This is a genomic window from Chloroflexota bacterium, from assembly GCA_014360805.1.
Taxonomy (GTDB): Bacteria; Chloroflexota; Anaerolineae; order DTLA01; family DTLA01; genus DTLA01.
In genome coordinates, this window is sequence record JACIWU010000008.1 from 37,837 (window position 1) to 60,982 (window position 23,146).

Genomic DNA, 23,146 nt, shown 5'->3' on the forward strand with positions numbered 1-23,146 from the left:
GTCTATGGGCATTATAGCGGGCGCGGGGAGAATGGCAAAACGCGACGTGGGGCACGCGGCGGAACACGACCATCGCGGGCCGACATGAGTGGCGGATTTTGGCGAAACGGTGAACCTGTGGCAAAGTATGCGGGTCTATTGTTTAGGGCCCACGCAGGCATCCTGCTGCAAACCTGCTGCCCGTCGGAGAGAGGACTATGCTCGCACGGTTTGCGCTGCGCCGCATCGTTGCCGGAATCCTGGTGTTGTTCGCCATCACCTACGTGGCGTACTTCACCCAGGACCTGGCCATGCGCCAGCGCCTGCTGCAACCCGCGCCCATCGGCGAAGTCGCGCAGCAGGCATGGGGGCAGACGCTGACCCTGTGGAAGGGCATCCCTCGCGGCGACTGGGGGGAGTACACCCGCAGCACGGGCTACATGCTCCGCCAGGGCGAGCGCGTACCCATCGCGCAACTGGTTAGGACCTCGCTGTGGAACAGTTCGGTGCTGTTGCTGCTGGCGCTGGTCTTCGGCGGCGTGGTCGGGGGGCTGCTGGGCATCGCGGCCGCCGCGATCCGCCGACGGACCGTGTCGTTGTCCATGCTTCTGCTTTCCGTCATCGGCGTGTCCACTCCCAGTTTCTTCCTGGCCGTGCTGCTGCAATTGGGGGCGATTGAGTTCTACAAGCGCACGGGTACGCGGCTGGTGCCCGTCGGGGGGTTCGGCTGGGACTCCCACATGGTGTTGCCGGTGCTGGTGCTGGCGGCGCGGCCCGTGGCCCAGGTGGCGCGCCTCACCTCGGTGTACATGGAGAACCTCATCGGCGAGGACTTCGTGCGCACAGCGCGCGCCAAAGGGCTGCCCAGTTCCGAGATCTGGTTCGGTCACATTCTGCCGAATGCCGCCGGGACCGTGCTCACGGCCATCGTGTCCTCGCTGCGGTTCGCGCTCAGCAGCCTGCCGGTGGTGGAGGTTTTCTTCGGGTGGCCGGGCCTGGGCAAGCATCTGCTGGAGCGCCTTCAGGTCTACGACATGGACGCGGCATCCGCGTTGGTGCTGGCAACGGGGTTCTTCTTCGTCCTGGTGAACGGTATCATGGATTTTGCCTATCGGTTGCTGGATCCGCGGTTGCGTCGCGCACAGGATACGGGTTCGGCGCAGATGGAGATCAGCAACTGGCTGGAACTGGCGTGGACGGGCCTTGTGCGCGCCATTACCCTGCGGGGGCTGCGCGAACGGCGCAGAAAAGCGAAGGATCTGGCTCCCCTGCCGGTGGACGCCCGCATGAGCCAGGAGTCGGCAGAGGAGATGTCGCGCCTGGCGCAGTCCATGCGCTGGGGGCGGCTCCGTGCGTGGCGCAAGGCGACGGTCGGCAATCCTGCGCTGGCCCTCGGCGCGATTTTGGGCGTGGGGTTGCTGGTCGTCGTTCTGGCGGGGCCGAGTCTGGCGCCCCACAACCCCTACACGACGGCGAGCCGCGTGGACATCGGGGGAATCACGTACACGCCGCCGTTCAGGCCGTCGGACGTCTTCCCGCTGGGGAGCGATGCGCAAGGGCGCGACATTCTGAGCCTACTGCTCACGGGCGCGCGCCGCACCCTGATGTTGGCCCTGCTGGCCGTGGCGGGCCGGCTGGTCATCGGCGGGGTTTTCGGATTCCTCGCAGGCTGGTTTCACGACACGCTGCTGGACCGCGCGCTGATGGCCCTGGGCGAGATGGTGAATTCGTTCCCCGCGTTGCTCCTGGCGACGCTGGTGGTCTATGCGGCCGGCATACGCCAGGGGCTGTATGCGTTCGTGTTCGGCCTGCTGGTCATCGGCTGGCCGGAGGTGATGCAGAACATCCGCGCCCAGGTCATTTCGGTGCGCCCCATGGCGTACATTGAGGGCGCCGTCGCGACGGGCGCGGGGCAAGGTCAGATTCTCACGCGGCACGTCCTGCCCAACATCTGGCCCACGATGGTCAGCCTCGCGTTTCTGGAGATGGGTGGCGCCCTCATGATTCTGGGGGAACTGGGGTTCTTGGGCGTGTTCATCGGCGGGGGGTTCGCGGCAGAAGGCGAGGGCGGGCCGCCGCTCCTCACCTACTACGACATCCCCGAATGGGGCGTGATGCTCGCCAATTCCTGGCGCTCGTTCCGCAGTTTCCCGTGGGCCACGGTGTACCCGGCGCTGGCGTTCCTGATTGCCATCGTAACCTTCACCCTGATGGGCGAGGGGCTGCGGCGGCTGTCCGAGGAACTGACCTTGAGCATGAAAGCGCTGTTCAATCGCTACACGCTGCTGGTGGCGTGCGTGGTGCTCGGTGTCGGCGTCTGGACGATGCAGAGCACGGGCATTTGGGCGCGGTACAAGCCGCTGGCCGAGACCTTTGACGTGAATCGGGCTATGGCGGACGTGGCGACCCTGGCGGGGCCGGAGTTCGGCGGGCGGCAGATTGGCACGCCGGGCGCCGAGGCCGCCGCCGATTGGATCGCACGCCAATTTGAGGACTTGGGCCTGGTAACGGCGGGGGAGAACTGGACCTACTTCCAGACGATTCGCAGCCGCATCGTGGCGCTCCAGGGTCAGACGACCCTTGAGGCGTGGGGCGCGACGGGCCAACACCTGACGCTCCGCATAGGCGTGGACTTCTCCGAAACGACTGAGCTGTTCTCCAGGCAGGCCCTTGTGGCGGAGGGCCCCATCGTGTATGTGGCCGTGAAGGCTGTGCCCGACGGCAACCTGAGCACGGTCAGGGCTGCTCTTGGGCTGTCGGAGGCCGACGCGACCCGGACAGATCGCATTCTGTTGCTGGAATACGAAGACAGGTGGCTGACCACGTACCCCTTCTTCTACGGGGCAGGGGCCTCGCCGATGTACATGGGTGCGCAGGCGGCGCTTGTCATCACCGACGATCCCGACGTGATGCTCCGCCGCGAGTTGCCCGGCTCACCCATGCCCGACACAGGGCTGACGATGCGGCCCATGCCGGTGCTGTGGATCACGCCCGACGCGGCAGACCGCATCCTGAGCGGTTCGGGATACAATCTGGCTGCGCTGCGCGACCGCAGGGCGGCACTCGCCGACGGCGAGGGGTTCCACGTGGCGACCCGTGCGCGGGCGCGGGCGCAGTTCGCCGCCGTAGAACAGCAGGACATCACTTACCGCAACGTGATGGCCATGTGGCCGGGCGAGGACGTGGCGCTGGATTCGGAGATGGTGGTCCTCATGGCCTACTACGACGGGCTGGGCGTGGGCAATGGCGTGCTGTATCCGGGCGCCAACGACAACGCCAGCGGCGTGGCCACCCTCCTGGAACTCATCCGCTCGTGGAAAGCGTGGGACTTCAAGCCCAAGCGCACGGTGCTGTTTGTGGCCTGGGCCGGCGGGGAACTGCACCAGACGCCGGCGCTGTACCAGTACCTGGGCACGCGGTCGGGGCTGTCGGACCTGAAGGTTGTGGCTGTCTTTGAGGTGGAGGGCGTGGGCGCGGGCGACGGCGACGCCGTGCTCGCCTGGCGTTCTAGCAGCGACCGCATCACCGAGATGGTGCAGATGGGCGCGCGAAGGCTCGGCATCACGGTCAAGACGGCGGGCCTCGGGCTCCACGCGCCCTACCACCTGTCCCAGCGCCTACAGACGAACTACCCGATGATCACCCTGTCGTGGCCGGGCACCGATGCCCATTCGCACATCCCCGGCGATTCGCCGGATGCCGTGGATGCGGCCAAGATCGGCCGCGCCGGGCGACTGTTGAGCCTGACCGCGGCGGTGTTGGCGACCGACACGGCGTACTAGGCGAACGAGTTGTTGAGGCAATCCGTGAGTCGCCCCAACGTTACATTTCCGTGAATGAAGCCGAGCGGCTGGCGCGGTGAACAGCAACGTGCGACGCCCGCCGCGAAGTGCGTCGCACGGTGCTCGTCTGGTGGCGACCGACACGGGCGGCGCGTGGTTCGCCCCTATGCGCAAATACCCGCGCGCCTAGTGGGGCTGGATGACGAGATTGTTCAGCGCCTCCAGGGCGGGGGCCAACTCGGGCGGCACCGCGCCGTCCATGGTCGTTACCGAGTGGGGCTTGCCGCCCGCCGGGTCCGCGTAGCGAATGACATACGTGAAGCGGTCGCAGCAGACGTCGGCGGGCAGGTAGTTCTCGTTCAGGCCCATGAAATCGGCCGTGGCGAGTTGTCCCTTGATCCGTTCCATCTCCTCTGGCGTGAGTTGGAACGTGGTTACCGCGCCCTTGCGGTTGAGCACGGCCTGCCCGTCGGCGTAGATGGTCAGCCGGTCCTGGAAGCCGGCGAACCCGCCGGAACGCTCGTACTCAAGCCAGACCTGACGCGCCGGGCCGATGCGGTCGCCCTGCACGACCCATAGGTAGGGCTGGCTGGCGTCGTTCAGGCGCACCTGGGCGAAGAGGCGCAGGAGCACGCCTTCCGCCTTCTGCGAGGGCGAGATGTCCAGACCCTCCACGGCTGCGCTCCCCGGATGCACGTAAATGGCGCCGCCCTCGTCGCGGATGACCCAGTCGCTGCGGGTAACGGCGGGGCCGGTGCCCACGGAGCCGAACAGATCCCAGCCTTCGTAGTAGCCCACGACGCGGATGTAGCGGCCTTCCCAGCCTTTGGGGTCGGCGCGCACCGCTTCCAGGACGCGCGTGGGGCGTTCGTCGTCGGCGATGAACGTCGTACCTTCGTCCGGCGCCGTCGTGCCATCGGCGAGAATCCGCCCCGTCCAGCCCTTGCCCGAGGCATGGGCCACGCGGACGGCGTACTCGGGGCGCGGCACGACGGGAGCCTGCACGTCCACCGTCCAGTCGCTACCGATGTAGCGCAGCGCGGTGATGCCGAGCAATCCGCCCGCCGCGTCCACCTCAATCCACTCGTCGGGCAACGCCAGGTTGGGGTACAGCCCCAGGAGGTGGGCGACCGCCGCGTCGCGGGCCTCGGCCGGCGAGAGCGGGGGTGCGGGCGTCGGCTCCTCGGCGACCTTGCCCGTGGCGTCCACCTGGCCCGCCCAGGTGAAGTCGCCGAAGGTTACCTCCACGCTGTACAAGGTGTCGGGCACGACCGGCATAGATACCAGAACGGCCAGGCCGCTCGGGTCGGAGAAGCGCCAGGTTGTCGCGCCCAGCCTGCCGTCGGTAACGTCCTCGGCGGTCCATTTGGGCGACGTGGGCCAGTTCAGGTCAGAGTGCGCGTCCCTGAGATAGGCCAGCGCTGCATCTCGGGCCTGGACGAACCCCGAAGGCGCCGCATTCTGCCGCCCCATGTAGGCGCAGCCGGCCAGCGCCAGGGCCAATGCCACCAGAATCCCGAACCTCCATGCCCTCTTCATCGTTGTCCTCCTTCTTCCCGTTTGTCCGGGTTTTGGACACATTTCAGTCTGGGGGCAAATCTGCCGCAATACGCAGGCCCTGAACACGCTCATGGGCTGCCCTACATCCGACGAAGTCGGCCTTCGCTGCATGGCGGGCTGCGATGGGTGAGGTAGACCCATCCCGGCAGTCCGAACCATGCTGGGTCATTCCCGCCCCAGAACTGAAATGCGCCCCGGGCCTCGGGCAAACTGCGCATGATAGACGAGGGCACGCGCCGGTTTGTTCCAGCAGGCGTCAGGACAGTTGCGCAAAGAGCGCAGTTTGGTTCGTTGTGATTCCGTCCACGTCCATGGCGACGAGTTGACGCATGCGTTCCAGGTCGTCCACCGTCCAGGCGAAGACGCGAACTCCCGCCGCGTGGAAGGTCCGCACCGCGCTCGGGGTGATGACCTTGTGGTAGAGCATGACATCATCGGCCTGCGATTGTGCCAGGAGCCTGCCGACGATGACCGGCAGGAAGCGCCGCATGTACCAGAGTGCCACGTTGACCGCGATCTTCATGTAGGGCTTGGTGGACGCGCCGCCCTTGTCTTCGGGATAGGACATGCCCAGCCGAATCTCGGGCATGGCCTCGCGAAGGCGGCGTAGCGACTGGGGCACCAGCGAACTGACCAGGATTTGGTCGGCCATGTTGTGGCGGCGGATGGCCTGGGCGATTTCACTCTCGTGGCCTTCGTCCTTCATGTCCAGGTTGATGAGCACGCGGCCGCGCAGGAGTTCCAGGGCCTCGTCCAGGGTGGCGATGGGTTCGCCCTGGACGCGCAAGGCGCGGGCCTGGCTCACGGTGAGGGCGCTCAGGGTGGCGGGGCCGGCGTCGGTTTCCACGGCGTCGTCGTGGCTGAGCACTAGGCCATCGGCGCAGCCGCGCACGTCAAACTCCACCATGTCCACCCTGTGCTCCAGCGCCAGCGCCAGGGCGCGGAGCGAGTTGGGCGGGGCGTAGGCGCCTGCGCCGCTGTGGCCGATGCGAAGGATGCGCCGCCCTGAGGGGCTGCGCAAGGGCGCGTGCCGTGTCGGGAAGTCATAGCGGAAGGGCATGGTCTTGGGCGTCTCCTTGTGGTCTTATCTCCTTGGGCACGGGCTGGGCGGCGGGAGAGCATGTCAACTCCTGCACGCCGCCGCGTCCTGCGCTACTTCCCCTTCCACGCCGCCTTGCGTTTCTCCAGGAAGGCGCTCACGCCCTCCACGCGGTCTTCGGTGTCAAACACGACCCCGAACAGCGCCGCCTCGTGATCCAGGCCGGATGCGAGCGTGCCTTCCGCGCCCTCGTTGATGGCCTGCTTGCACAAGCGGAGCGCCACAGGAGCCTTGGACGCCAGTTTCTCGGCCAGTTCCATCGCCTTGGGCATGAGTTCGGCGGCGGGGACGACCACGTCCACCAGGCCGATGCGCTGGGCCTCCTGGGCCGAGATGGGGTCGCCGCTCAACACGAGGAGTTTGGCCATCCCCTTGCCCACGAGGCGCGTCAGCCGCTGGGTGCCGCCGTAGCCTGGAATGATGCCCAGGTTGATTTCGGGCTGGCCCAGGCGGGCGGTGTCGGCGGCGATGCGGATGTCGCAGGCCATGGCCAGTTCGCACCCGCCGCCCAGCGCGTAGCCGTTGATGGCGGCGATGACGGGCTTGGGCAGGCGCTCTATGCGGTTGAGCACGGCCTGGCCCGCGCGAGCGTACGCCGCGGCTTCCTCCGCCGAGCGCAAGGAGTTGAATTCGCCGATGTCGGCGCCGGCCACGAAGGCTTTCTCGCCCGCGCCCGTCAGGATGATGGCGCGGATGGCGTCGTCGGCGTTGAGTTCGTCTATCGCCGCGCCCAGTTCGGCCACGGTGGCGCGGCTCAGCGCGTTGAGCGATTTCGGGCGGTTGATGGTGATAATCCCCACCGCGCCCTTGCGTTCTACAATCAGGTTCTCGTACATGGGATGCCTCCTCAAGGGCCGTTAGCCGTTGGCCGTTAGCCATTAGCCTCTAGCCGTTAGCATTCAGCCGTCAGCGTTTCGCCATCAGCCGAACCCAGGGTCGCCTTTCGCGTTGGACCATCTGGCCTGTGCGCCAGCGGGCCAAAGGCTAATGGCTATCGGCTGCCCGCTGACGGCTGTCGGCTGATGGCTATCGGCTATTTGCTGTAATCGTAGAACCCCTTGCCCGACTTTCGGCCCAGATGGCCGGCCAGCACCATGCGCTTGAGCAGGGGCGGCGCGGCATAGCGGGGGTCCTTGAACTCCTCAAACATGACGTTGGCGATGTAGTAGGCCGTGTCCAGCCCCACGAAGTCCAGCAGCGTGAGCGGCCCCATGGGGTGGTTGCAGCCCAGTTTCATCCCCGCGTCAATGTCCTCCTTGGTCGCCACGCCGTTTTCCAGCGCACGCACGGCGTCCAGCAGGTAGGGGACCAGGAGCAGGTTCACGATGAACCCGGGCGTGTCCTTGGCCACGATGGTGGTCTTGCCCAGCGACGCGCCGAACGCCTTGGCGGTCTCCAGCGTCTCGTCGCTGGTCAGGATCGTGCGCACCAGTTCCAAGAGCGGCATGACCGGCACCGGGTTGAAGAAGTGCATCCCAAGCACTTGGCTTCCGCGCTTGGTAACCGACGCCATCTCGGTGATGCACAGCGAGGATGTGTTGCTGGCCAGGATGGCGTGGGGCGGGCAGATGCTATCTAGCGCGGCGAAGACCTTCTTCTTCTCGGCCATGTTCTCCACGATGGCCTCAATCACCAGGTCGCACTCGGCCATGGCCGCCAGGTCTGTTGTGCCCGACAGCCGAGCCAGCGCCGCGTCCACCTCCTGCTGGGTTGCCTTGCCCTTTTCCACGGCGCGGGCCATGGACGCCTGGATGGCCTTCATCCCCTTGGCCAGCAGGTCGTCGTTGACCTCTCGGACGATGGTGCGGTATCCCTTGCGGGCGCAGGTCTCGGCGATGCCCGAGCCCATCAGCCCGCACCCGACGACTCCCACGGTCTTGATGTCCATGTTTTCGCCTCCTTCGCCGAAAGTGATGGATTCGGCCCATTATACCACAGAATTTGCCCCGCTTCACCCAGATTTCACAGCACCCTCACCCGAGATTCACACCGCGCGCGGCGGTTTGGCGCTATGATGACATCGGCGCGATTGTGGCCTATCCTGGCAGGAGAAGGGATGTCCGATGGAAGCCTTGCGCGAGACGAGGATAGAAACGGTTGCGAAGACGGGCAGCGAGACACCCGCACCAACGCGGCGCGCGGTGTCCGTGGGCGGCGAGGACTTCGCCCGCCTGTGCCGGTGGTTTCTGCCGCGCGTGGAGGCGGCCTTGAATGGAGCGGTGCTCACCCGATCGTCGGAGCACCTGCAACTCCTGGCCGACAAGACCGTCGCGGTGTGCCGCCAGGCCGGGCTGAACCTGGATTCGGATACCTGGGCCGCGCTGCTCCAGCACGTGCAATCTGAACTGGTGGGCTACGGGCCTATTGAGCCGCTGCTGGAAGACGACACCATCACCGAAGTCATGGTCAATGGCCCCGATGAGGTCTACATAGAGCGCGGCGGCAAGATCACCCGCGCCGACGTTCGCTTCCAGGACGACGAGCACGTGATTCGCGTCATCCAGCGCATCGTCCAACCGCTAGGGCGCCGCATAGACCGTCATCACCCGATGGTGGACGCGCGCCTGCCCGACGGCTCGCGCGTGAACGCCATCATCCCGCCCTGCGCCATTGACGGGCCGTCCATCACCATTCGCAAGTTCGGCAAGAAGAAGTTCACCGCCGAAGACCTCATCCGCCTGCAGTCGGTAACGCCGGAGATGATAGAATTTCTCAAGGCGTGCGTGAACTCGCGGCTGAACATCGTCGTATCGGGCGGCACCGGTTCGGGGAAGACGACGCTGCTGAACGTGCTGTCGTCGTTCATCCCGAACGACGAGCGCATCGTTACGATTGAGGACTCGGCGGAACTGCGCTTGCATCAGACGCATGTGGTGCGTCTGGAGGCCGTGCCCGGCGAGGAGGACGGCACAGGGCGCGTAACCATCCGCGACCTGGTGCGCAATGCCCTGCGCATGAGGCCAGACCGCATCGTGGTGGGCGAGTGTCGGGGCGGCGAGGCGCTGGACATGCTCCAGGCGATGAACACCGGCCATGACGGTTCGCTGACGACGATCCACGCCAACAGCCCGCGCGACGCCATCGCCCGCCTGGAGACGCTGGTGCTGATGGCGGGGATGGACCTGCCCGTGCGCGCTATCCGCCAGCAGATTGCCTCGGCGGTGGACCTCATCGTGCAGCAGGCGCGGCTGCGCGACGGCTCGCGCAAGGTCGTTCAGGTTACCGAGGTGCAGGGGATGGAAGGCGATACGGTCATCATGCAGGACGTGTTCGTGTTCCACGAACTGGGCATCGGGGAGGACGGCAAGGTCATCGGCGTGATGAAGGGCACCGGCATCCGCCCCAAGTTCACGCCGAAGTTGGAAGCGGCGGGGCACAAACTCGGCGGCGAAATCTTCCAGGCGGAGTACCACTACGGCGTCCGGGCCACCGCTGCCGCCGAAAAGGGGAACGGGAACGGCCGGCACTAGGGCGCGACCGCGCCCTGGTTTGCAATCCAGACGGGCCGCTCGTGGGGGGCGGCCCGTCTTTGCGCCTGCGATTGGGCTACTTCCCCTTCTTGGCCTTTTCCCAGTCGGCCAGGAACCGCTGCACGCCCACGTCGGTGAGGGGGTGCTTGATGGCCTGGCTGAGGACGGCGAAGGGCACGGTGGCGATGTCGGCGCCGGCCAGGGCTGCCTGGGTGATGTGCAGCGGGTGGCGGATGCTGGCGGCGATGATCTCGGTCTCAATCCCGTAGGTGTCAAAGATTTCCGCCAGGGTCTCCACGACCTCCATGCCCTCGTGGCCGGCATCGTCCAGCCGCCCGATGAACGGCGAGACGAACGATGCGCCTGCCTTGGCCGCCAGCAGCCCCTGGTTCGCCGAGAAGACCAGCGTGGCGTTGGTGCGGATGCCCCAGTCAAGAGCCAGGTCGCGCGCGGTTTCAATATCGGTGTCGCACTGGCCGAAGTAGGGGCAGCCGTCGCAGAGCGTCTCGGGGTCTACGTCCAGTTGGGCGATGCGGTGGATGGCCTTGAGCCCCTCTTCGGTAACGGGCACCTTGACGACGACGTGGGGCGACCACTGGCCGATGATCTTGGCCTCTTCCACCATGCCGTCGGCGTCGGTGCTGACCACCTCGGCGCTGACCGGCCCCTGCACGATGTAGCAGATTTCCTGGGCCACCTGCTTGTAGTCGGCGCGGCCCGCCTTCATCATCAGGCTGGGGTTCGTCGTTACGCCGGACAGAATCCCCCACTCCGCAGCCTTCTTGATTTCCTCAATGTTGGCCGTATCCAGGAAGATGTCCATCTACGCTAACCTCCTCGTCAGTGTGGGGTCATTATAAGGCGGTCGGACGCGAAAATCAAGCGCGACCTGGCGGCGATTCCGAAGCCGTGCCAAGGTCGGCTTGGCCGCCGACGGGCAGGGGACGAGAGGAGGGTACCGAGACCACACGCCCAGACAAAGGCTGTGGCGCTCAGTCTATGGCCGTTGGCCTGAGACGACCTCGCAGGTAGGGCATTGTGCCCGGCTTGCGTGTGGGCCGTGCCGCCACGGCACCGCCGAAGCCTTGATCAGATCAGTCACCTGTAGGGCATCAAGATCGGGTTCTACGCCCCCGGGAGGCTGACAGCAAGCCCACATGTCGTGGATACAGCCCGTATTGATGCACGACCCCACGAGTGTTTCGCGACAGTCCCTGTCTACCCAGTATTTCTTGGCCCAGTCTCTGTGCCACATGTAGCACAGGTTTCCATCGCATCCGCAACCTGTCTGAATCCAATATATCCATTCCCTGCACTCGTAGTGCGGTTGGCAGTAGCCTGAGGGCGACGGCAGGGGGTCTGAGAAGGAGCGGCAGAAGTCGTTACCGTAGCGAAGAGGACGAGCAGGACTGCATCAATTATCAAAGGCACGCGTACATTCCGTAGCATTGGCCACCTCCCCGAGCACCTGGGCGTCGGCTACGGTGATCTAGCGCGACGCCATCTTCCAGTAGGCGTAAACAATGCTACAAGCCAGGCTACCCGAGAGACCTGTCAGTCCCGGCGACCTGGGGACGATCACTCCGTGCTCTAGCAGTATTCTATCACACGACTGCTCACACGGCACTCACATACAGCCCATTTCGCGACTATATGCGTTAAGATTTGCTAATGTAAGGCGGTTTTTCCCTCACAGACAAGGGTCGGGCTAGGGACCCCTATCTTGCCAGGCGGTTGGCGTGGGCCGGAGGCATCGATCCGCACAAAGCAGCGCGCGGCGCGTCTGGCGGCTAGCCGTGCGTTCGCCGCAAGAGGGTGCGGACGAGCGACGGTTGCGGCGGCCCCAACTTGCCGCCGGGCCGCAGGGCGTACCGCTCGCCGCGCCACTGGATGGAGCGCCCGATGCCGCCTGCCGCCCATACCGCTACGGTGAGGGCGTCTCGCAGGGGCAACAGGCCCAGGTTGTGGCGCGCGGTCTCGTCGCCCGTGTAGCCCGAAACCTGCCACGCCACCCACCAGCGGATGAGCAACGACGCCGCCAGAATCCACGAGTACGGCGACGCGAACCCTTTCAGGAGCGCCAGCGCGAGGGCCAACGGCACCGCGAAGGTTACTACGAGGGCCGGGTACTCCAGCGGGCGGCTCACGCGGTTGCAGCGCGCCCAGCGCACCTCGCGGTGCCACTGCTCGCGGAACGTGGTCTTGCCCAGCACCGCGCGCGGGATGTAGTCGGACAGATGTACCCGCTGTCCTGTGCGCGACAACTGATGCCCCAACTGGAAATCATCGGCCAGGTAGTCGGCCAGCGCCCGGAAGCCGCCGATGCGCTCCAGGTCGGCGGCCCGGAAGGCGTCGGTCGCGCCCGTGGCGAAGCGCATGCTCAAGTAGCGCCGCGCGACCATGACCATCGGCAGGAACGTGGTGCCCATGTACAGCGCCTCTAGCCGCGCGGTCAGCGTCAGCGCCTTGTCGCCCACATAGGCGCAGGTTACCAGCGCCACGGACGCATCCCGCAGGGGAGCCACCACGCGCCGCAGGTAGTCGCTCCCAACGCGCATGTCGCTGTCGGCGACGACGAGGATGGGATGGCTCGCCTGGGCGGCCAGCGCATGGAGGATGCTCACCTTGTTGTTGTAGCCGATGGGTTCGGCCACGACCAGCCGCACCCGGTGGGGGTACTCCCGCTGGAGGCGCGCCGCCAGCCCCACCGCCGGGTCATCCGGATGGAGCACGCCGATAAGCACCTCGTAGGTCGGATAGTCCTGGCGCACGAAACTGAGGAGGCATTCGTAGGAGTCGGCATCCACGCCTTTGATGGGCTTGAGGATGGACACGGGCGGCGTGTACGGTTCGCGGCTCTCTTCCATCCGCGCCGACACTTGCGCCTGGTGGAAGAAGTCGTAGGTGCACAGCCAGGCCACCAGCCAGAAGATCCAACTGACGACGATGAGCAGGATGAGCACAGAGATCATGGCGCTATCCCCATCGGGCGGCGCAGGCTGCGGTAGGACGACAGCCGCGCCCCCATCTGGTCTAGCCGCTCGCGGATGCGAGGGCTAGTCAGGGCGGCCAGGTCGCCTGGGTTCGGGCCGTCAGGCTCGCCCAGGTACGCCTCGGACGGATGGCCGTACACTTCGGCCACGCGCACATTCGCGGGGATGCGATCCAGGAGGTGGAGCAGGTACGGCTCCGACAGCCTGCCGGTCTGGTATAGCCCGTACACGCGGTCGGCGCGCGCCAGGGGCGAGGCGGCCGCGGCGCGTGCGCCCCAGCGCCGCAGGGCCGCGTAGTAGAGATGCCACAGCGTGTTCCGCGCGCGGCGCGAGCGATCGTATTCCAGCGCGACCCGCAGGTCGTCGTTGGGGAGGCGGAACCCGACAGCCCCGAAGGACTCGGCCAGGCGCAGGAAGATAGGGAACACGGCCGGGTGCATGTGCATGTGATAGTGGCTATCGGCGTGGGCCAGGGGTAGGCCGGTGGCGGCGAAGCGCTCAAACTGGGCCTCCATCTCACGGGCCAACTCGGCGCGCGCGGCGGCGCTGAACTGATAGCGCACGCCCAGGCCGTAAGGGTCGGCGGGGAAGCGCCCCGCCGAGTCGGTGATGTGGGGCAGGGCGGCGTGGCCCAGCACCGAAGCCCCATCCACCACGACGACATGCAGCCCCACCGCCAGGGTGGGCCACTCTCGGGCGACGCGCACCGCGTCGTCAAAGGCGGCGCCCGCCACCATCAGGCTTGCCGAGGTCAGCACGCCGTCGCGGTGCGCGCGCACGACTGCGCGATTGATGGCGTCGTGCCGCCCGAAGTCGTCGGCGGTGAAGATCAGGGCCAGCGGAATACAACGGTTTTGCGCCGCGCGTCCGCCCATGGGAACCGCTCCTCATGTTGCGCCAATGCCGGACTTGCGCGCCTATGATAGCATACCCCGGCCGTGCTGAAAAACCGCGACCCCGCGGGCAAAAAGAAAGGGCCGCAGGGGGAAATCTGCGGCCCTTTGTGGAATCGGTTACCTGTTCACCTGTTGCTCCGCGAAGTCGCCCGCCCAGGGCAGTTTGTACATCTCTCCCTGGTAGGCCTTGTACATCAGCCACAGCCACAGGAAGAAACCGACCAGCCCCAGGAGAAGGCCCAGGATTGCCCCGAGAATGGGGATGAACCCCAGGACGATCTCAACGACCATGAGCGCCCCGAAGACCACAATGGACTGCATCGCGTGGAACCGCACGAACTTGTTCTCGGGCTCCAGGAACCAGAGCACGAGCCCCGAGATCCAGCCCACGACGTACGCGAGCGCGCCTTCAATGTTCTCCGCGAGTCCGAGGGATGTGTTTTTCGTTTCCATCTATACACCTCCTGATGTTTTGATGCGCGACGGGGGAAAAGGGTTCGGGGAACTCTTACCAAATTCCTATTGCCCTCGGCCCCGGTTGGCTCTACAATGGACAATGGCGGCCTGCGACGCGTCCCTGTGCGGGCGCTCGCGGGTAGCCTGGCACACAACTTGCGCCTGGGGGAAAGGGAGGAATCGCCATGCCAACTGCAATCCGAAAGGCGCTTGCCGTCGCCATCTGCCTGGCCATGCTTGCGGCGTGGCCCGCGCCCGCACGCGCCGGCGACAGGGTCTGGTCGCGCGGCGGGCCTGAAGGCGGCGCGGTGGACGCGCTCGCCATCTCGCCCAACTTCGCCGCGGACCAAACGCTCTTCGCCGGCACCAACGGCGGCGGCGTTTTCAAGACCACCGACGGCGGCGCGACGTGGGTTGAAGTGCGGAATGGCCTCACGAACCTGACCGTGTACGCGCTAGGGATTTCGCCTGCCTTCGCCAGCGACGGCCTCATCCTGGCGGGCACCAACTACTCGGGCCTGTTTCGCTCCACCGACGGCGGCGGGTCGTGGGCGCAACTGCCCAGCCCGCTCAACTCCGGCGAGATTCGGGCCATCGCCTTTTCGCCCGCATTCGCCACCGACCGCACGCTGTACGTGAGCCGGGGCGGCACCGACGCGCTGTTTCGCTCCACCGACGGCGGGGCCACGTGGACGGACATCCGCGCCAACATCGGGTCGGTGAGCGTGGGCGCGGTGGCCATCTCCCCCGCCTTTGCATCCGACAACACGCTCATCGCGGCCACGTCGGCCGGAATCTACAAGAGCACGAATCGGGGCAACTCGTGGGCGGCCATCAATAGCGGCTTGACCACGACCGACATCCGTTCGCTGGCATTCTCGCCCGCCTACGCGGCCGATCAGACGATGTTCGCGGGGACGGGCAGCAGCGGCATCTTCCGCTCTACCAACGGCGGGGCGTCGTGGACGGCCATCAACAACGGCCACACGCCGCAGAAGGACGTGGGGTCCATCGTCGTGTCGCCCAACTTCGCCGCCGACCGCACGCTGTTCACCGGTTGCCCCTCGTGGCAGGGGTTCAAGTCCACCAACGGCGGCGACTCGTGGACGATGTACCAGTTCAACATAGACTGGCTGGACGAGGGCAACCGCATCAACCCCGACGTGTGGGCCATGGCCATCTCGCCCGCCTACGCCAGCGACCAGACGCTTTTCGTGGGGACTTTCGGCACCGGCGTGCTGAAATCCACCGACGGCGGGGCCACGTGGAGCATTATGCGGCGCGGGATGATGGCGCAGCGGATGACGGCGCTGGCGGTGTCGCCCAACTTCGCCGCCGACCGCACGGTGTACAGCGCCAGCGGCGGGCCGGGCATCTTCGCTTCCACCGACGGCGGCCTGACCTGGCACAACCGCAACGCGCAGACGTTCAGCCTGCTGGACACCTACGCGCTGGCCATCTCGCCCAACTTTGCCAGTGACCGCACGCTGTTTGCGGGCAACCACATGGGCATGGGCAGCGGGCGCAACGGCATCGCCCGCACCACCGACGGCGGCCTGTCGTGGAGCAACCCTGAGACGGGCCTGGAGAACAAGAACGTGCGCGCGCTGGCCATCTCGCCGAACTACGCGGCCGACCGCACCGTGTTCGCGGGGACCCTGTGCAAGGACTTCCCCACCTGCGCCGATTCCTACGTTACCGGCGTGTTCAAGTCCACCGACGGCGGCAACACGTGGGCGCGCGCCCTGAGCGGCCTGCCCAAGAAGGGCATCTACTCGCTGGCGACATCGCCCAACTACGCCTCGGACCAGACCCTGTTCGCGGGCATGTGGGAGGGCGGCGTGTACAAATCCACCAACGGCGGCGCCAGTTGGGCCAACGCGAGCAGCGGCCTGGGCAACCTGCGCGTGTGGGCGGTGGCGCTGTCGCCGGCCTTCGGCACGGATCAGACGCTGTTCGCGGGCACCGACGGGGGACTGTACCGCTCCACCAACGGCGGCGCGTCGTGGGCGCAACTGACGAATACCATCGGCACGCGCCGCATCACGTCTATCGCCCTCTCCTCGGAGTTCGCCACGGATCGCACCCTGTACGTCGGCTCCAACAACGGCGGCGTATTCCGCTCCACCGACGGCGGGGCCACGTGGAGCGCCTTCGTGAACGGTCTAGGGCACACCTACGTGCAGGCGCTGGGCATCTCGCCGGGGGCCAACCCCACGGTCTTCGCCGGTACGGTGGGCGGCAGCGTGTGGCAATACAGTTTCGCCACGCCGTTCTCGCAGGACTTGGGCGTGGGCTGGAACCTGATTTCCATTCCGCGGGTGCTGAACGGGAGCGCGCCCGAGGTTGTGCTGGCATCCATCGCGGGAAAGTACGACGTGGTGTACGCCTGGGACGCCAGCGACCCCGCCGACCCGTGGAAGTCGTACATGCCCGGCCTGGGCGGCGACCTCACCTACATCTCGCGCAACATGGGGCTGTGGGTGCACATGACCCAGGCGGGCACGCTCACCGTGGAAGGCGAGACGCCCGCCACGACCGACATCCCGCTGTATGAGGGCTGGAACCTCATCGGGTATCCGGCGGGCGTCGCGCGGTCTGTCCCCGACGCGCTGGCTTCCATCGCCGGCAAGTACACGCTGGTATTTGAGTACGACGCCGCAACCCCCGGCGCCCTATGGCGCAGTTACAGCCCCCAGGTTCCCGACTTCGCCAACACCCTGGCGGAAATGCGGCCGGGTTTCGGCTACTGGGTCAAGGCCACGCAGGACTGCACGCTGACCGTACCGTGGTAGGCGCTAGTCCTTCCCGTTGCGCGCGGGGCGGGCGGGCGGGGCGTAGGGCGTCGGGATGTACTCCACCGACGGCCGCCGCTGTGTGGTCTGCGGGTACAGGTTCATCAGTTCGTACACCTCGGGCGGCATGTCCGTGCTCACGGGCAGGCCCAACTCCTGCGCCTCGTGCACCGAGATGGGGTAGTCGTGGGTCCAGGTGCCCGAGGTGAGCACGGTCGCCAGTTCCTCGGCTTTGTCGGCGGACATGTTGTTCTCGCCGAGAATGCGCGCCACGGTGCGCTTGACCTGGCCCAGCGCCTTGCGGGCCATGTCGGCCATGATGAGCGTCTGGTCGTCCACCTCGTTGATGTCCTTCTGCTCCACCACCTTCACGATGGAGGCCGCGGGCCACTGGCCCAGTTGGGGATCCACCGGCCCCAGGACGGCGTTGGGGTCCATCACGATTTGGTCGGCGGCCAGCGCGATCATGGTGCCGCCCGACATGGCGTAGTGGGGCACGAAGACGGTAACCGGCCCCTTGTGGCGGCACAGGGCGTAGGCGATTTGCTCGGCGGCCAGCACCAGCCCGCCTGGGGTGTGGATGATGAGGTCAATGGGCACTTCGGGGTCGGTCAGGTGGATGGCGCGCAGAATCTGCTCTGAATCGTGCACGTCAATGTAGCGCGCCAGCGGCAGCCCCAGGAAGGAGAACGTCTCCTGCCGATGAATGAGGGCGATGACGCGGCTCTTGCGCTTCACCTCCAGTTTGCGCATGGTGCGGACACGCGCCGCGTCCAGCATCCTCTGCCGGAGCAAGGGGGTGAGCGAGGAGATGATCAAGAAGATCCAGAAGAAGTCAAACAGCGACATGGCGAGAACCTCCTTGCGGTTTACCAGGGATAGATTTCGTCGGCGTAGCAGCGGTTGTACCCGCGCTGCACCAGCAATCGCGCCAGCACGAGACCGGTAACGAATCCGCCCACATGCGCCCACCAGGCCACGCCGCCGTACATGCCCACTGCGCCGGCGGCGGCTAGGGCGAACAGCCCGTTGAACAATTGCGACACAAACCACAGGAACAGGTAGAGGACAGCCGGTATCTGCACGAACCACGGGAACAGGAACACCGGAACGAGTGTGATGACCCGCGACTGGGGGAACAACACCAAATAGGCGCCCAGGACACCCGCGATGGCCCCGCTGGCGCCGACCATCGGCACGCTGGATCCCGGTGACAGGAACGATTGGGCCAGCCCGGCCACGACGCCCGAAAACAGGTAGAACAGCAGGTAGCGGCGGCTGCCCATGCAGTCCTCCACGTTGTCGCCGAAGATGTACAGCGCCCACATGTTGCTGATGAGGTGGAACCAGCCCCCATGCAGGAACTGGGATGTCAGGAGCGTCAGCATCTGGCCCAGGTCCAGATGGCCCAGGAGGCGCGCGGGCACCACGCCGAGCGTGCGGATGAGCCACTCCTGTTGGCTGGGGCTGAGCCATGTGGTGAGCAGAAACACTCCCACGTTGGCCGCGATGAGTAGCCAGTTGACGATGGAGAACCCCCGCGCCCGTATGGTGTCTTTCAGTGGTATCATGGGACCTCCTGCGTTGGCGTTGCCCAATGATAATGCCTGCGCGTTTTCGCGTCAAACGGCGTGCTGTGGTCGTAGGCACGTAGGGCGGCTTTCCATAGCCGCCGGAGGCGGGGGCAGGTGTGGGAACCCGCCCTATGCTCACTGTGCGGCCCCACCTGCGACGCACCTCCGAGGTGCGTCGCAGGCGGGGCAGGTAGTTGTGCGGTATCCGTGCGTGGCCCGTGTATCTAACCTCACCCATCCCCACCCTGGCCCTCCCCTTCCTCTTGTATATTCACACCGGCACCTTAACAACCCGAATAGCCATCCGAGCAGGCTTGGTGCATACTTATCCTGGGAGGGCCGAAGCGGCTCCACTTTCCCTATGAGGAGCGTTCGCTGCCTCTCGGCGGAGATTGCCGTTCTCCCGCCCAGGAGACCCGATTAGGAACATTGGGGATGCGCCCGGTCGGGGCCGCTCGGAAGGGGAGGGTTTGGGGGGTTAGGTGAGGTCGAGCGCCCGGCCGCATTTCGCCATGCCGTTTCGCGCCCCTGAGCGCGGGAGTACCCTTGACGGCTGGCGCGGGAGGTGCTATCCTTGCGTCCAACCGAACGCGAACCCGCGCGGTCGGGTTCTGCGTTACTGCAAAAGGAGGACTGCCATGGAGCGCGAACGCGGCAACGCGATGCCCTTTGTCCTAGTGGCCCTGGTTGTGCTGGCGGCGGGAGTCGCGGCGTTCTCGTCGCCGCAGACGCAGGCAGCGCCCCCGCCCATCGCGGGGATCACCGAGACGCCGACCGAGACCCCGACGCCCGGCGATACGCCCACCCCCACTCTGACGCCTGCGCCGACTGCGACGCCGTGGCCCCCGGCCTGCACCGAGCCGCTCTGCGTGTGGAAGGTAGATGCGCTCGTGGACGACCTGGCCCGCGATGGGCAGGTCTCCCCGGGTGACACGGTGGAATACACCGTCCTGATCCAGTCCAACCTGGCCGCCACAGCCGCGTTCACGTTCACCGACCAGGCGCCGCCCGGGACGGCCCTCGTGGCGGGGAGCGTGAACGTCTCGCCGGAGGGCAGCGTCGTCAGCGAGATTCCCATCATCGTGGCGGGCAGCGTGGAGCCGGGCGGTGCGGCTACCGTGCGGTTCCGCGTCGTGGTGCAGGCGGGCCCGGAGCGCATCTGCAACGTGGGCCTGGTATCCGTGCGGTGCCCGTCGGGGCCGTGCGTGGGCGACGAGCCGACCGATGACCCTGACACGCCCGTGGACGACGACTGGACGTGCACCGACATTCGCGGCCCGGCCCTGACCGCCACGCCCAGCCCGACCCTTTCGCCCACGCCTACCCAGACGCCGACGCGCACGCCGACCCACACCCGCACGCCCGCCCCGACCGCCACGCGCATTCCCGACCGCGCTCCCCAGGTGCCCGGATTTGATGTGTGGTGCGGGCGAAGCGACCCCGCCGAGACGGTGGAACTGGTTACCGTCGTGGAAGATCCCGACGGCATAGACGACCTGAAATTGGTGTACTTCATCATCAACACGGCCCCCTCGTACACCGATGGCGTGGGCCTTGCCTACAACCGCCAGGTGAACAAGATGAGCATCCGCAACGACGCGGGCACGGCGTGGGTTGTAGGCGGAGCGCCTGGCGCCGGCGGCGATGTCAGCACGACCCGCGCCACGCTTCACGTCTCGGAGTCTTCCGTGGCCGACGTGGACGGCAGGCTGGTGGTGCGGTGGAAGGTTACGTTCAAAGCGCCGTTCGCGGGCCGCGTGTACAACCTGTACGTGGCCGGCGCGGACTACAGCGGGCTGAATTCAGGTTGGCAGAACATCGGCGCGTGGGGCGTGGGGACGGCGGGATACCCGCCGTGCGTGGGCGCGGTGAACCCGCCTTCGGGCGCGAGCCGCGCGGGCGACGCCGCCCATCTCGTTACGCAGTTCGGCGACCCCGACGGCGTGGACAATCTCAAGATCGTGTATCTGCTCGTGGCGCAATCACCTAGCGTGAGCGGCGATGCCGTCTATCTGGCCTACAATCGGGACTTGAACAAGATCTTCCTGCGCAACGACGCCAATACGGCATGGCTCGGCGGCTACGCCCCTGGGTCGCCCAACACCATAGAGAACAGCCGCGTCATTGTGGACGTGGCCGACTGCACGGCGGTGGGCACGGCCAACACCCTGGTGTCCAACTGGGCGCTGCGGTTCAAGCCCGCGTTCGCAGGATGGCGGTATGTGTATGCCAGCGCGCTGGACGATGACGGCCACTACGCGGCCTGGCAACGCAAGGGGTTCTGGGAGATCACGTTTCCGTAGCGTTCGTGTGTGCGCCCCGATAGGCTGCGGTGGCGCGTGTTTGATTCCCTTGCACGGAGGGGGAGACGATGCTGGGGTTTTTGAAGAGCGAGAAGGCAGACATCCGCGTTTCGGTGGACAAGGCCGGCCTGCCCTACTACGCCGGCGAGACCATCCATGCCACGGTCGCGCTGGAAACTGAGACCGAAGTCAAGGTGCGTTCGGTTCGCGTGGCGCTTGTGCTGTGGGAACGGTACCAGTACCGCGAGCGCGATGATGAGGGGGACACGTCCAGCGTCTGGACGACGGCCGAGGATGCCCTACTGAGCGAGACGCTGGTGGGCGAAGGGACGATTCCGGCGCGCTTTCGCGAGTCGTACAAGGTGGATTTCCGCATTCCTCTGGATGCTGTACCACCCTACGCCGGCAAGATTGTCCAGAATCGCTGGCTCGTCAAGGCGGTCATGGATCGCCCGATGAAGAAGGACATCTCGGCGGAGGTAGAGATTCCCCTCATCGTGCCGCCTCCTCCGGAGCCGGGCCAGTCGGGCGAGTTCGGGGTGTGCAGCCACCCCGATGATGCCGACATCAAGTTCATACTGCCGCGCCTGGACTGGGTGGAGGGCGAGCAGGTGGAGGGGCTGGTGCGGGTGCGCCCGCGCAAGGGCTTTGGCGCGGGCGGCGTGCGCCTGGAACTGGTGCGGACGGAGTACGTGCCGCGCGGCCTGGGCAACACCTACTCGGTTACGGAAGCCAAGGTGCAGTTGGCCGGGGGCAAGGACTTTCGGCCGGGCATGGCCGAGGATTTGCCGTTCAGCCTTGCGATCCCGAAGCAGGGATGCCCTTCGCGCCGCACGGGGCGCAGCGTGGTAACCTGGACGCTGAGGGCCGCCATCACGCGCCGCTTGGCGAAGGACTTCACCGGCCATCAGGAGATTTGGGTGCACAACGGCCGCGCGGCGATGTAGAGGGCGTCGCTAGCGCTCCAGGTGTTCCCGGCAGAACGCCAGGGCGCTGCGCAGTTCGGCCAGGCATAGCGCCTCGTCCTCGGCGTGGAACGCGCCCGGCTCGCCTTCCACGCTCACCGCGCCGGCGTAGCCGCTGCGCGCCAGCGCTCGCAGGAAATCGCCCAGGCGCAGGTCGCCGTCGGCAGGCGGGCGGTGCTCCTTGCCCCCAGCGAAGTTGGACAGGTGCACGTGCACCACGCGATCGCTGACCTGCGCGTACACCGCCGCGGGGTCAAGCCCCCAGGTGCCCAGGTGGGTGGTGTCCAGCGTCAGGTGCGGGAAGCGGCGCAACTCCTGCGGCGTGTTGAACCAGTACAGCCCCCACAGGCGGCCCAGGAACCTCCGCGCGGGCATGTTCTCCACAGCAATCGTGATGCCGGTCTCGTCTTCCAGCGCCGCCAGGCCGCCATTGCGCAGGAGAGCGTAGTATGGCTCGCGCCGTAGCCACGGCAGGGGCGCGGAGAATCGCCTGGGCTGCAGACCGCTCACCGTAACCCGGAGCAGGTGCAGGCGGTAGGGCAGGTGGGTAACCACAAGGGGCGCGTCCAACTCGCCCGCCAGCGCGAGCGTGCGCTCCAGGCGGCCCAACTGGTCGGCGGGCCAGCCGCCCACGTCGGGCAGGAACGGGCTGTGGATCGCGGCGATGGGCAGGCCGTAGTCCGACGACAGGCGGCGCAGGTAGGGCGCGTCGCGGGTGTCCAGGCGGCCGTCCACCATGATCTCCACGCCGTCAAATCCGGCCTCGGCGGCCAGCGCGAAGATGCGGGACAGGCCCAGGGTGTTGAGGGTGCCAGTGGATAGAAGGATCACGTTGCGCCTCCGATGTTGACGTTCGTCGCATTGTACGGAGTTAGCGGCCCGCGCGCAAACCGACGGGCAGGCCCGCGGAGTTGTAACCGCGAATAGCGCGAATCCATGCGAATGGAGAATAGACCCTTGGGGTCTTTGGCCGCGCCGTGCTGTGCTCGTGGACACGTAGGGCGGCTTTCCGTAGCCGCCGGGGACAGGGGCACGTGTAGAAACCTGCCCGCGGAGTTGTAACCGCGAATAGCGCGAATCCACGCGAATGGAAAATAGACCTTTGGGGTCTTTGGCCGCGCCGCGCTATGCTCGCAGACATGTAGGGCGGCTTTCCGTAGCCGCCGGAGACAGGGGCGGGTGTGGGAGCCTGCCCTATGCTCGCTGTGCGCCCCCTGCGACGCACCTCCGTGGTGCGTCGCAGGGGCAGGTAAAGGAACCAGCCCTACGCTCTC

Annotated in this window: 16 protein-coding genes; 5 read left to right on the forward strand and 11 right to left on the reverse strand. The window is 66.5% G+C overall.

Features of this window, described 5'->3' with window-relative positions; translation table 11 throughout:
• Positions 1-197 precede the first annotated feature (197 nt).
• Positions 198-3,761, forward strand: coding sequence for an ABC transporter permease subunit (locus H5T65_02505; GenBank protein MBC7258097.1), 3,564 nt, complete (start codon positions 198-200; stop codon positions 3,759-3,761).
• A 186-nt stretch (positions 3,762-3,947) separates the two neighbouring features.
• Here the strand turns inward: H5T65_02505 and H5T65_02510 are convergent, their stop codons facing one another.
• The 4 genes from H5T65_02510 to H5T65_02525 form a co-directional block, all read right to left on the reverse strand.
• On the reverse strand, positions 3,948-5,300 hold the full coding sequence (locus H5T65_02510) for a hypothetical protein (GenBank protein MBC7258098.1): 1,353 nt from the start codon (positions 5,298-5,300) through the stop codon (positions 3,948-3,950).
• A 277-nt stretch (positions 5,301-5,577) separates the two neighbouring features.
• Positions 5,578-6,381, reverse strand: a complete 804-nt coding sequence (locus H5T65_02515) for a glycerophosphodiester phosphodiesterase (GenBank protein MBC7258099.1) — start codon at positions 6,379-6,381, stop codon at positions 5,578-5,580.
• 92 nt (positions 6,382-6,473) lie between these two features.
• Positions 6,474-7,256, reverse strand: a complete 783-nt coding sequence (locus H5T65_02520; protein MBC7258100.1) for an enoyl-CoA hydratase/isomerase family protein — start codon at positions 7,254-7,256, stop codon at positions 6,474-6,476.
• Positions 7,257-7,453: 197 nt separating this feature from the next.
• Positions 7,454-8,308 (reverse strand): 3-hydroxybutyryl-CoA dehydrogenase, encoded by an 855-nt coding sequence (locus tag H5T65_02525; GenBank protein ID MBC7258101.1) that lies wholly within the window; start codon positions 8,306-8,308, stop codon positions 7,454-7,456.
• 175 nt (positions 8,309-8,483) lie between these two features.
• Here H5T65_02525 and H5T65_02530 point away from each other — a divergent pair, with 175 nt between their 5' ends.
• Positions 8,484-9,890: a CpaF family protein gene (locus H5T65_02530; protein ID MBC7258102.1), complete on the forward strand. Its 1,407-nt coding sequence runs from the start codon at positions 8,484-8,486 to the stop codon at positions 9,888-9,890.
• Positions 9,891-9,966: 76 nt separating this feature from the next.
• Here the strand turns inward: H5T65_02530 and H5T65_02535 are convergent, their stop codons facing one another.
• The 4 genes from H5T65_02535 to H5T65_02550 form a co-directional block, all read right to left on the reverse strand.
• Entirely contained in the window at positions 9,967-10,713 is a 747-nt protein-coding gene (locus tag H5T65_02535) for a transaldolase family protein (protein ID MBC7258103.1), read from the reverse strand.
• A gap of 967 nt (positions 10,714-11,680) precedes the next feature.
• Positions 11,681-12,862: a bacteriohopanetetrol glucosamine biosynthesis glycosyltransferase HpnI gene (gene hpnI, locus H5T65_02540; protein ID MBC7258104.1), complete on the reverse strand. Its 1,182-nt coding sequence runs from the start codon at positions 12,860-12,862 to the stop codon at positions 11,681-11,683.
• Positions 12,859-13,758 carry a hopanoid biosynthesis-associated protein HpnK gene (gene hpnK, locus H5T65_02545; protein MBC7258105.1) on the reverse strand — a complete coding sequence of 300 codons (900 nt, stop codon included), beginning with the start codon at positions 13,756-13,758 and terminating at the stop codon, positions 12,859-12,861. The genes hpnI and hpnK overlap by 4 nt, the downstream gene beginning before the upstream one ends.
• Positions 13,759-13,896: 138 nt before the next feature.
• Entirely contained in the window at positions 13,897-14,232 is a 336-nt protein-coding gene (locus H5T65_02550) for a DUF4870 domain-containing protein (protein MBC7258106.1), read from the reverse strand.
• 188 nt (positions 14,233-14,420) lie between these two features.
• Here H5T65_02550 and H5T65_02555 point away from each other — a divergent pair, with 188 nt between their 5' ends.
• Positions 14,421-17,030 (forward strand): hypothetical protein, encoded by a 2,610-nt coding sequence (locus H5T65_02555; protein ID MBC7258107.1) that lies wholly within the window; start codon positions 14,421-14,423, stop codon positions 17,028-17,030.
• A 3-nt stretch (positions 17,031-17,033) separates the two neighbouring features.
• Here H5T65_02555 and H5T65_02560 read toward each other — a convergent pair whose 3' ends face one another.
• Both H5T65_02560 and H5T65_02565 read right to left on the reverse strand, forming a co-directional pair.
• Positions 17,034-17,879, reverse strand: coding sequence for an ATP-dependent Clp protease proteolytic subunit (locus tag H5T65_02560; GenBank protein ID MBC7258108.1), 846 nt, complete (start codon positions 17,877-17,879; stop codon positions 17,034-17,036).
• Positions 17,880-17,899: 20 nt separating this feature from the next.
• Positions 17,900-18,601, reverse strand: a complete 702-nt coding sequence (locus H5T65_02565) for a rhomboid family intramembrane serine protease (GenBank protein MBC7258109.1) — start codon at positions 18,599-18,601, stop codon at positions 17,900-17,902.
• A gap of 641 nt (positions 18,602-19,242) precedes the next feature.
• Here H5T65_02565 and H5T65_02570 point away from each other — a divergent pair.
• Positions 19,243-20,907: a DUF11 domain-containing protein gene (locus H5T65_02570; GenBank protein MBC7258110.1), complete on the forward strand. Its 1,665-nt coding sequence runs from the start codon at positions 19,243-19,245 to the stop codon at positions 20,905-20,907.
• 68 nt (positions 20,908-20,975) lie between these two features.
• Positions 20,976-21,854, forward strand: coding sequence for a hypothetical protein (locus H5T65_02575; protein MBC7258111.1), 879 nt, complete (start codon positions 20,976-20,978; stop codon positions 21,852-21,854).
• Between the two features lie 9 nt (positions 21,855-21,863).
• Here the strand turns inward: H5T65_02575 and H5T65_02580 are convergent, their stop codons facing one another.
• Entirely contained in the window at positions 21,864-22,703 is an 840-nt protein-coding gene (locus tag H5T65_02580) for a sugar phosphate isomerase/epimerase (protein ID MBC7258112.1), read from the reverse strand.
• Positions 22,704-23,146: the final 443 nt, after the last annotated feature.

Bases quoted from the DNA above. Each gene is read 5' to 3' on its own strand.
- H5T65_02565 (MBC7258109.1), bottom strand. From the start codon at position 18,601: ATGATACCACTGAAAGACACCATACGGGCGCGGGGGTTCTCCATCGTC.
- H5T65_02530 (MBC7258102.1), top strand. From the start codon at position 8,484: ATGGAAGCCTTGCGCGAGACGAGGATAGAAACGGTTGCGAAGACGGGC.
- hpnK (MBC7258105.1), bottom strand. From the start codon at position 13,758: ATGGGCGGACGCGCGGCGCAAAACCGTTGTATTCCGCTGGCCCTGATC.
- H5T65_02535 (MBC7258103.1), bottom strand. From the start codon at position 10,713: ATGGACATCTTCCTGGATACGGCCAACATTGAGGAAATCAAGAAGGCT.
- H5T65_02505 (MBC7258097.1), top strand. From the start codon at position 198: ATGCTCGCACGGTTTGCGCTGCGCCGCATCGTTGCCGGAATCCTGGTG.
- hpnI (MBC7258104.1), bottom strand. From the start codon at position 12,862: ATGATCTCTGTGCTCATCCTGCTCATCGTCGTCAGTTGGATCTTCTGG.
- H5T65_02555 (MBC7258107.1), top strand. From the start codon at position 14,421: ATGCCAACTGCAATCCGAAAGGCGCTTGCCGTCGCCATCTGCCTGGCC.
- H5T65_02520 (MBC7258100.1), bottom strand. From the start codon at position 7,256: ATGTACGAGAACCTGATTGTAGAACGCAAGGGCGCGGTGGGGATTATC.
- H5T65_02575 (MBC7258111.1), top strand. From the start codon at position 20,976: ATGCTGGGGTTTTTGAAGAGCGAGAAGGCAGACATCCGCGTTTCGGTG.
- H5T65_02570 (MBC7258110.1), top strand. From the start codon at position 19,243: ATGGAGCGCGAACGCGGCAACGCGATGCCCTTTGTCCTAGTGGCCCTG.
- H5T65_02515 (MBC7258099.1), bottom strand. From the start codon at position 6,381: ATGCCCTTCCGCTATGACTTCCCGACACGGCACGCGCCCTTGCGCAGC.
- H5T65_02560 (MBC7258108.1), bottom strand. From the start codon at position 17,879: ATGTCGCTGTTTGACTTCTTCTGGATCTTCTTGATCATCTCCTCGCTC.
- H5T65_02525 (MBC7258101.1), bottom strand. From the start codon at position 8,308: ATGGACATCAAGACCGTGGGAGTCGTCGGGTGCGGGCTGATGGGCTCG.
- H5T65_02510 (MBC7258098.1), bottom strand. From the start codon at position 5,300: ATGAAGAGGGCATGGAGGTTCGGGATTCTGGTGGCATTGGCCCTGGCG.
- H5T65_02550 (MBC7258106.1), bottom strand. From the start codon at position 14,232: ATGGAAACGAAAAACACATCCCTCGGACTCGCGGAGAACATTGAAGGC.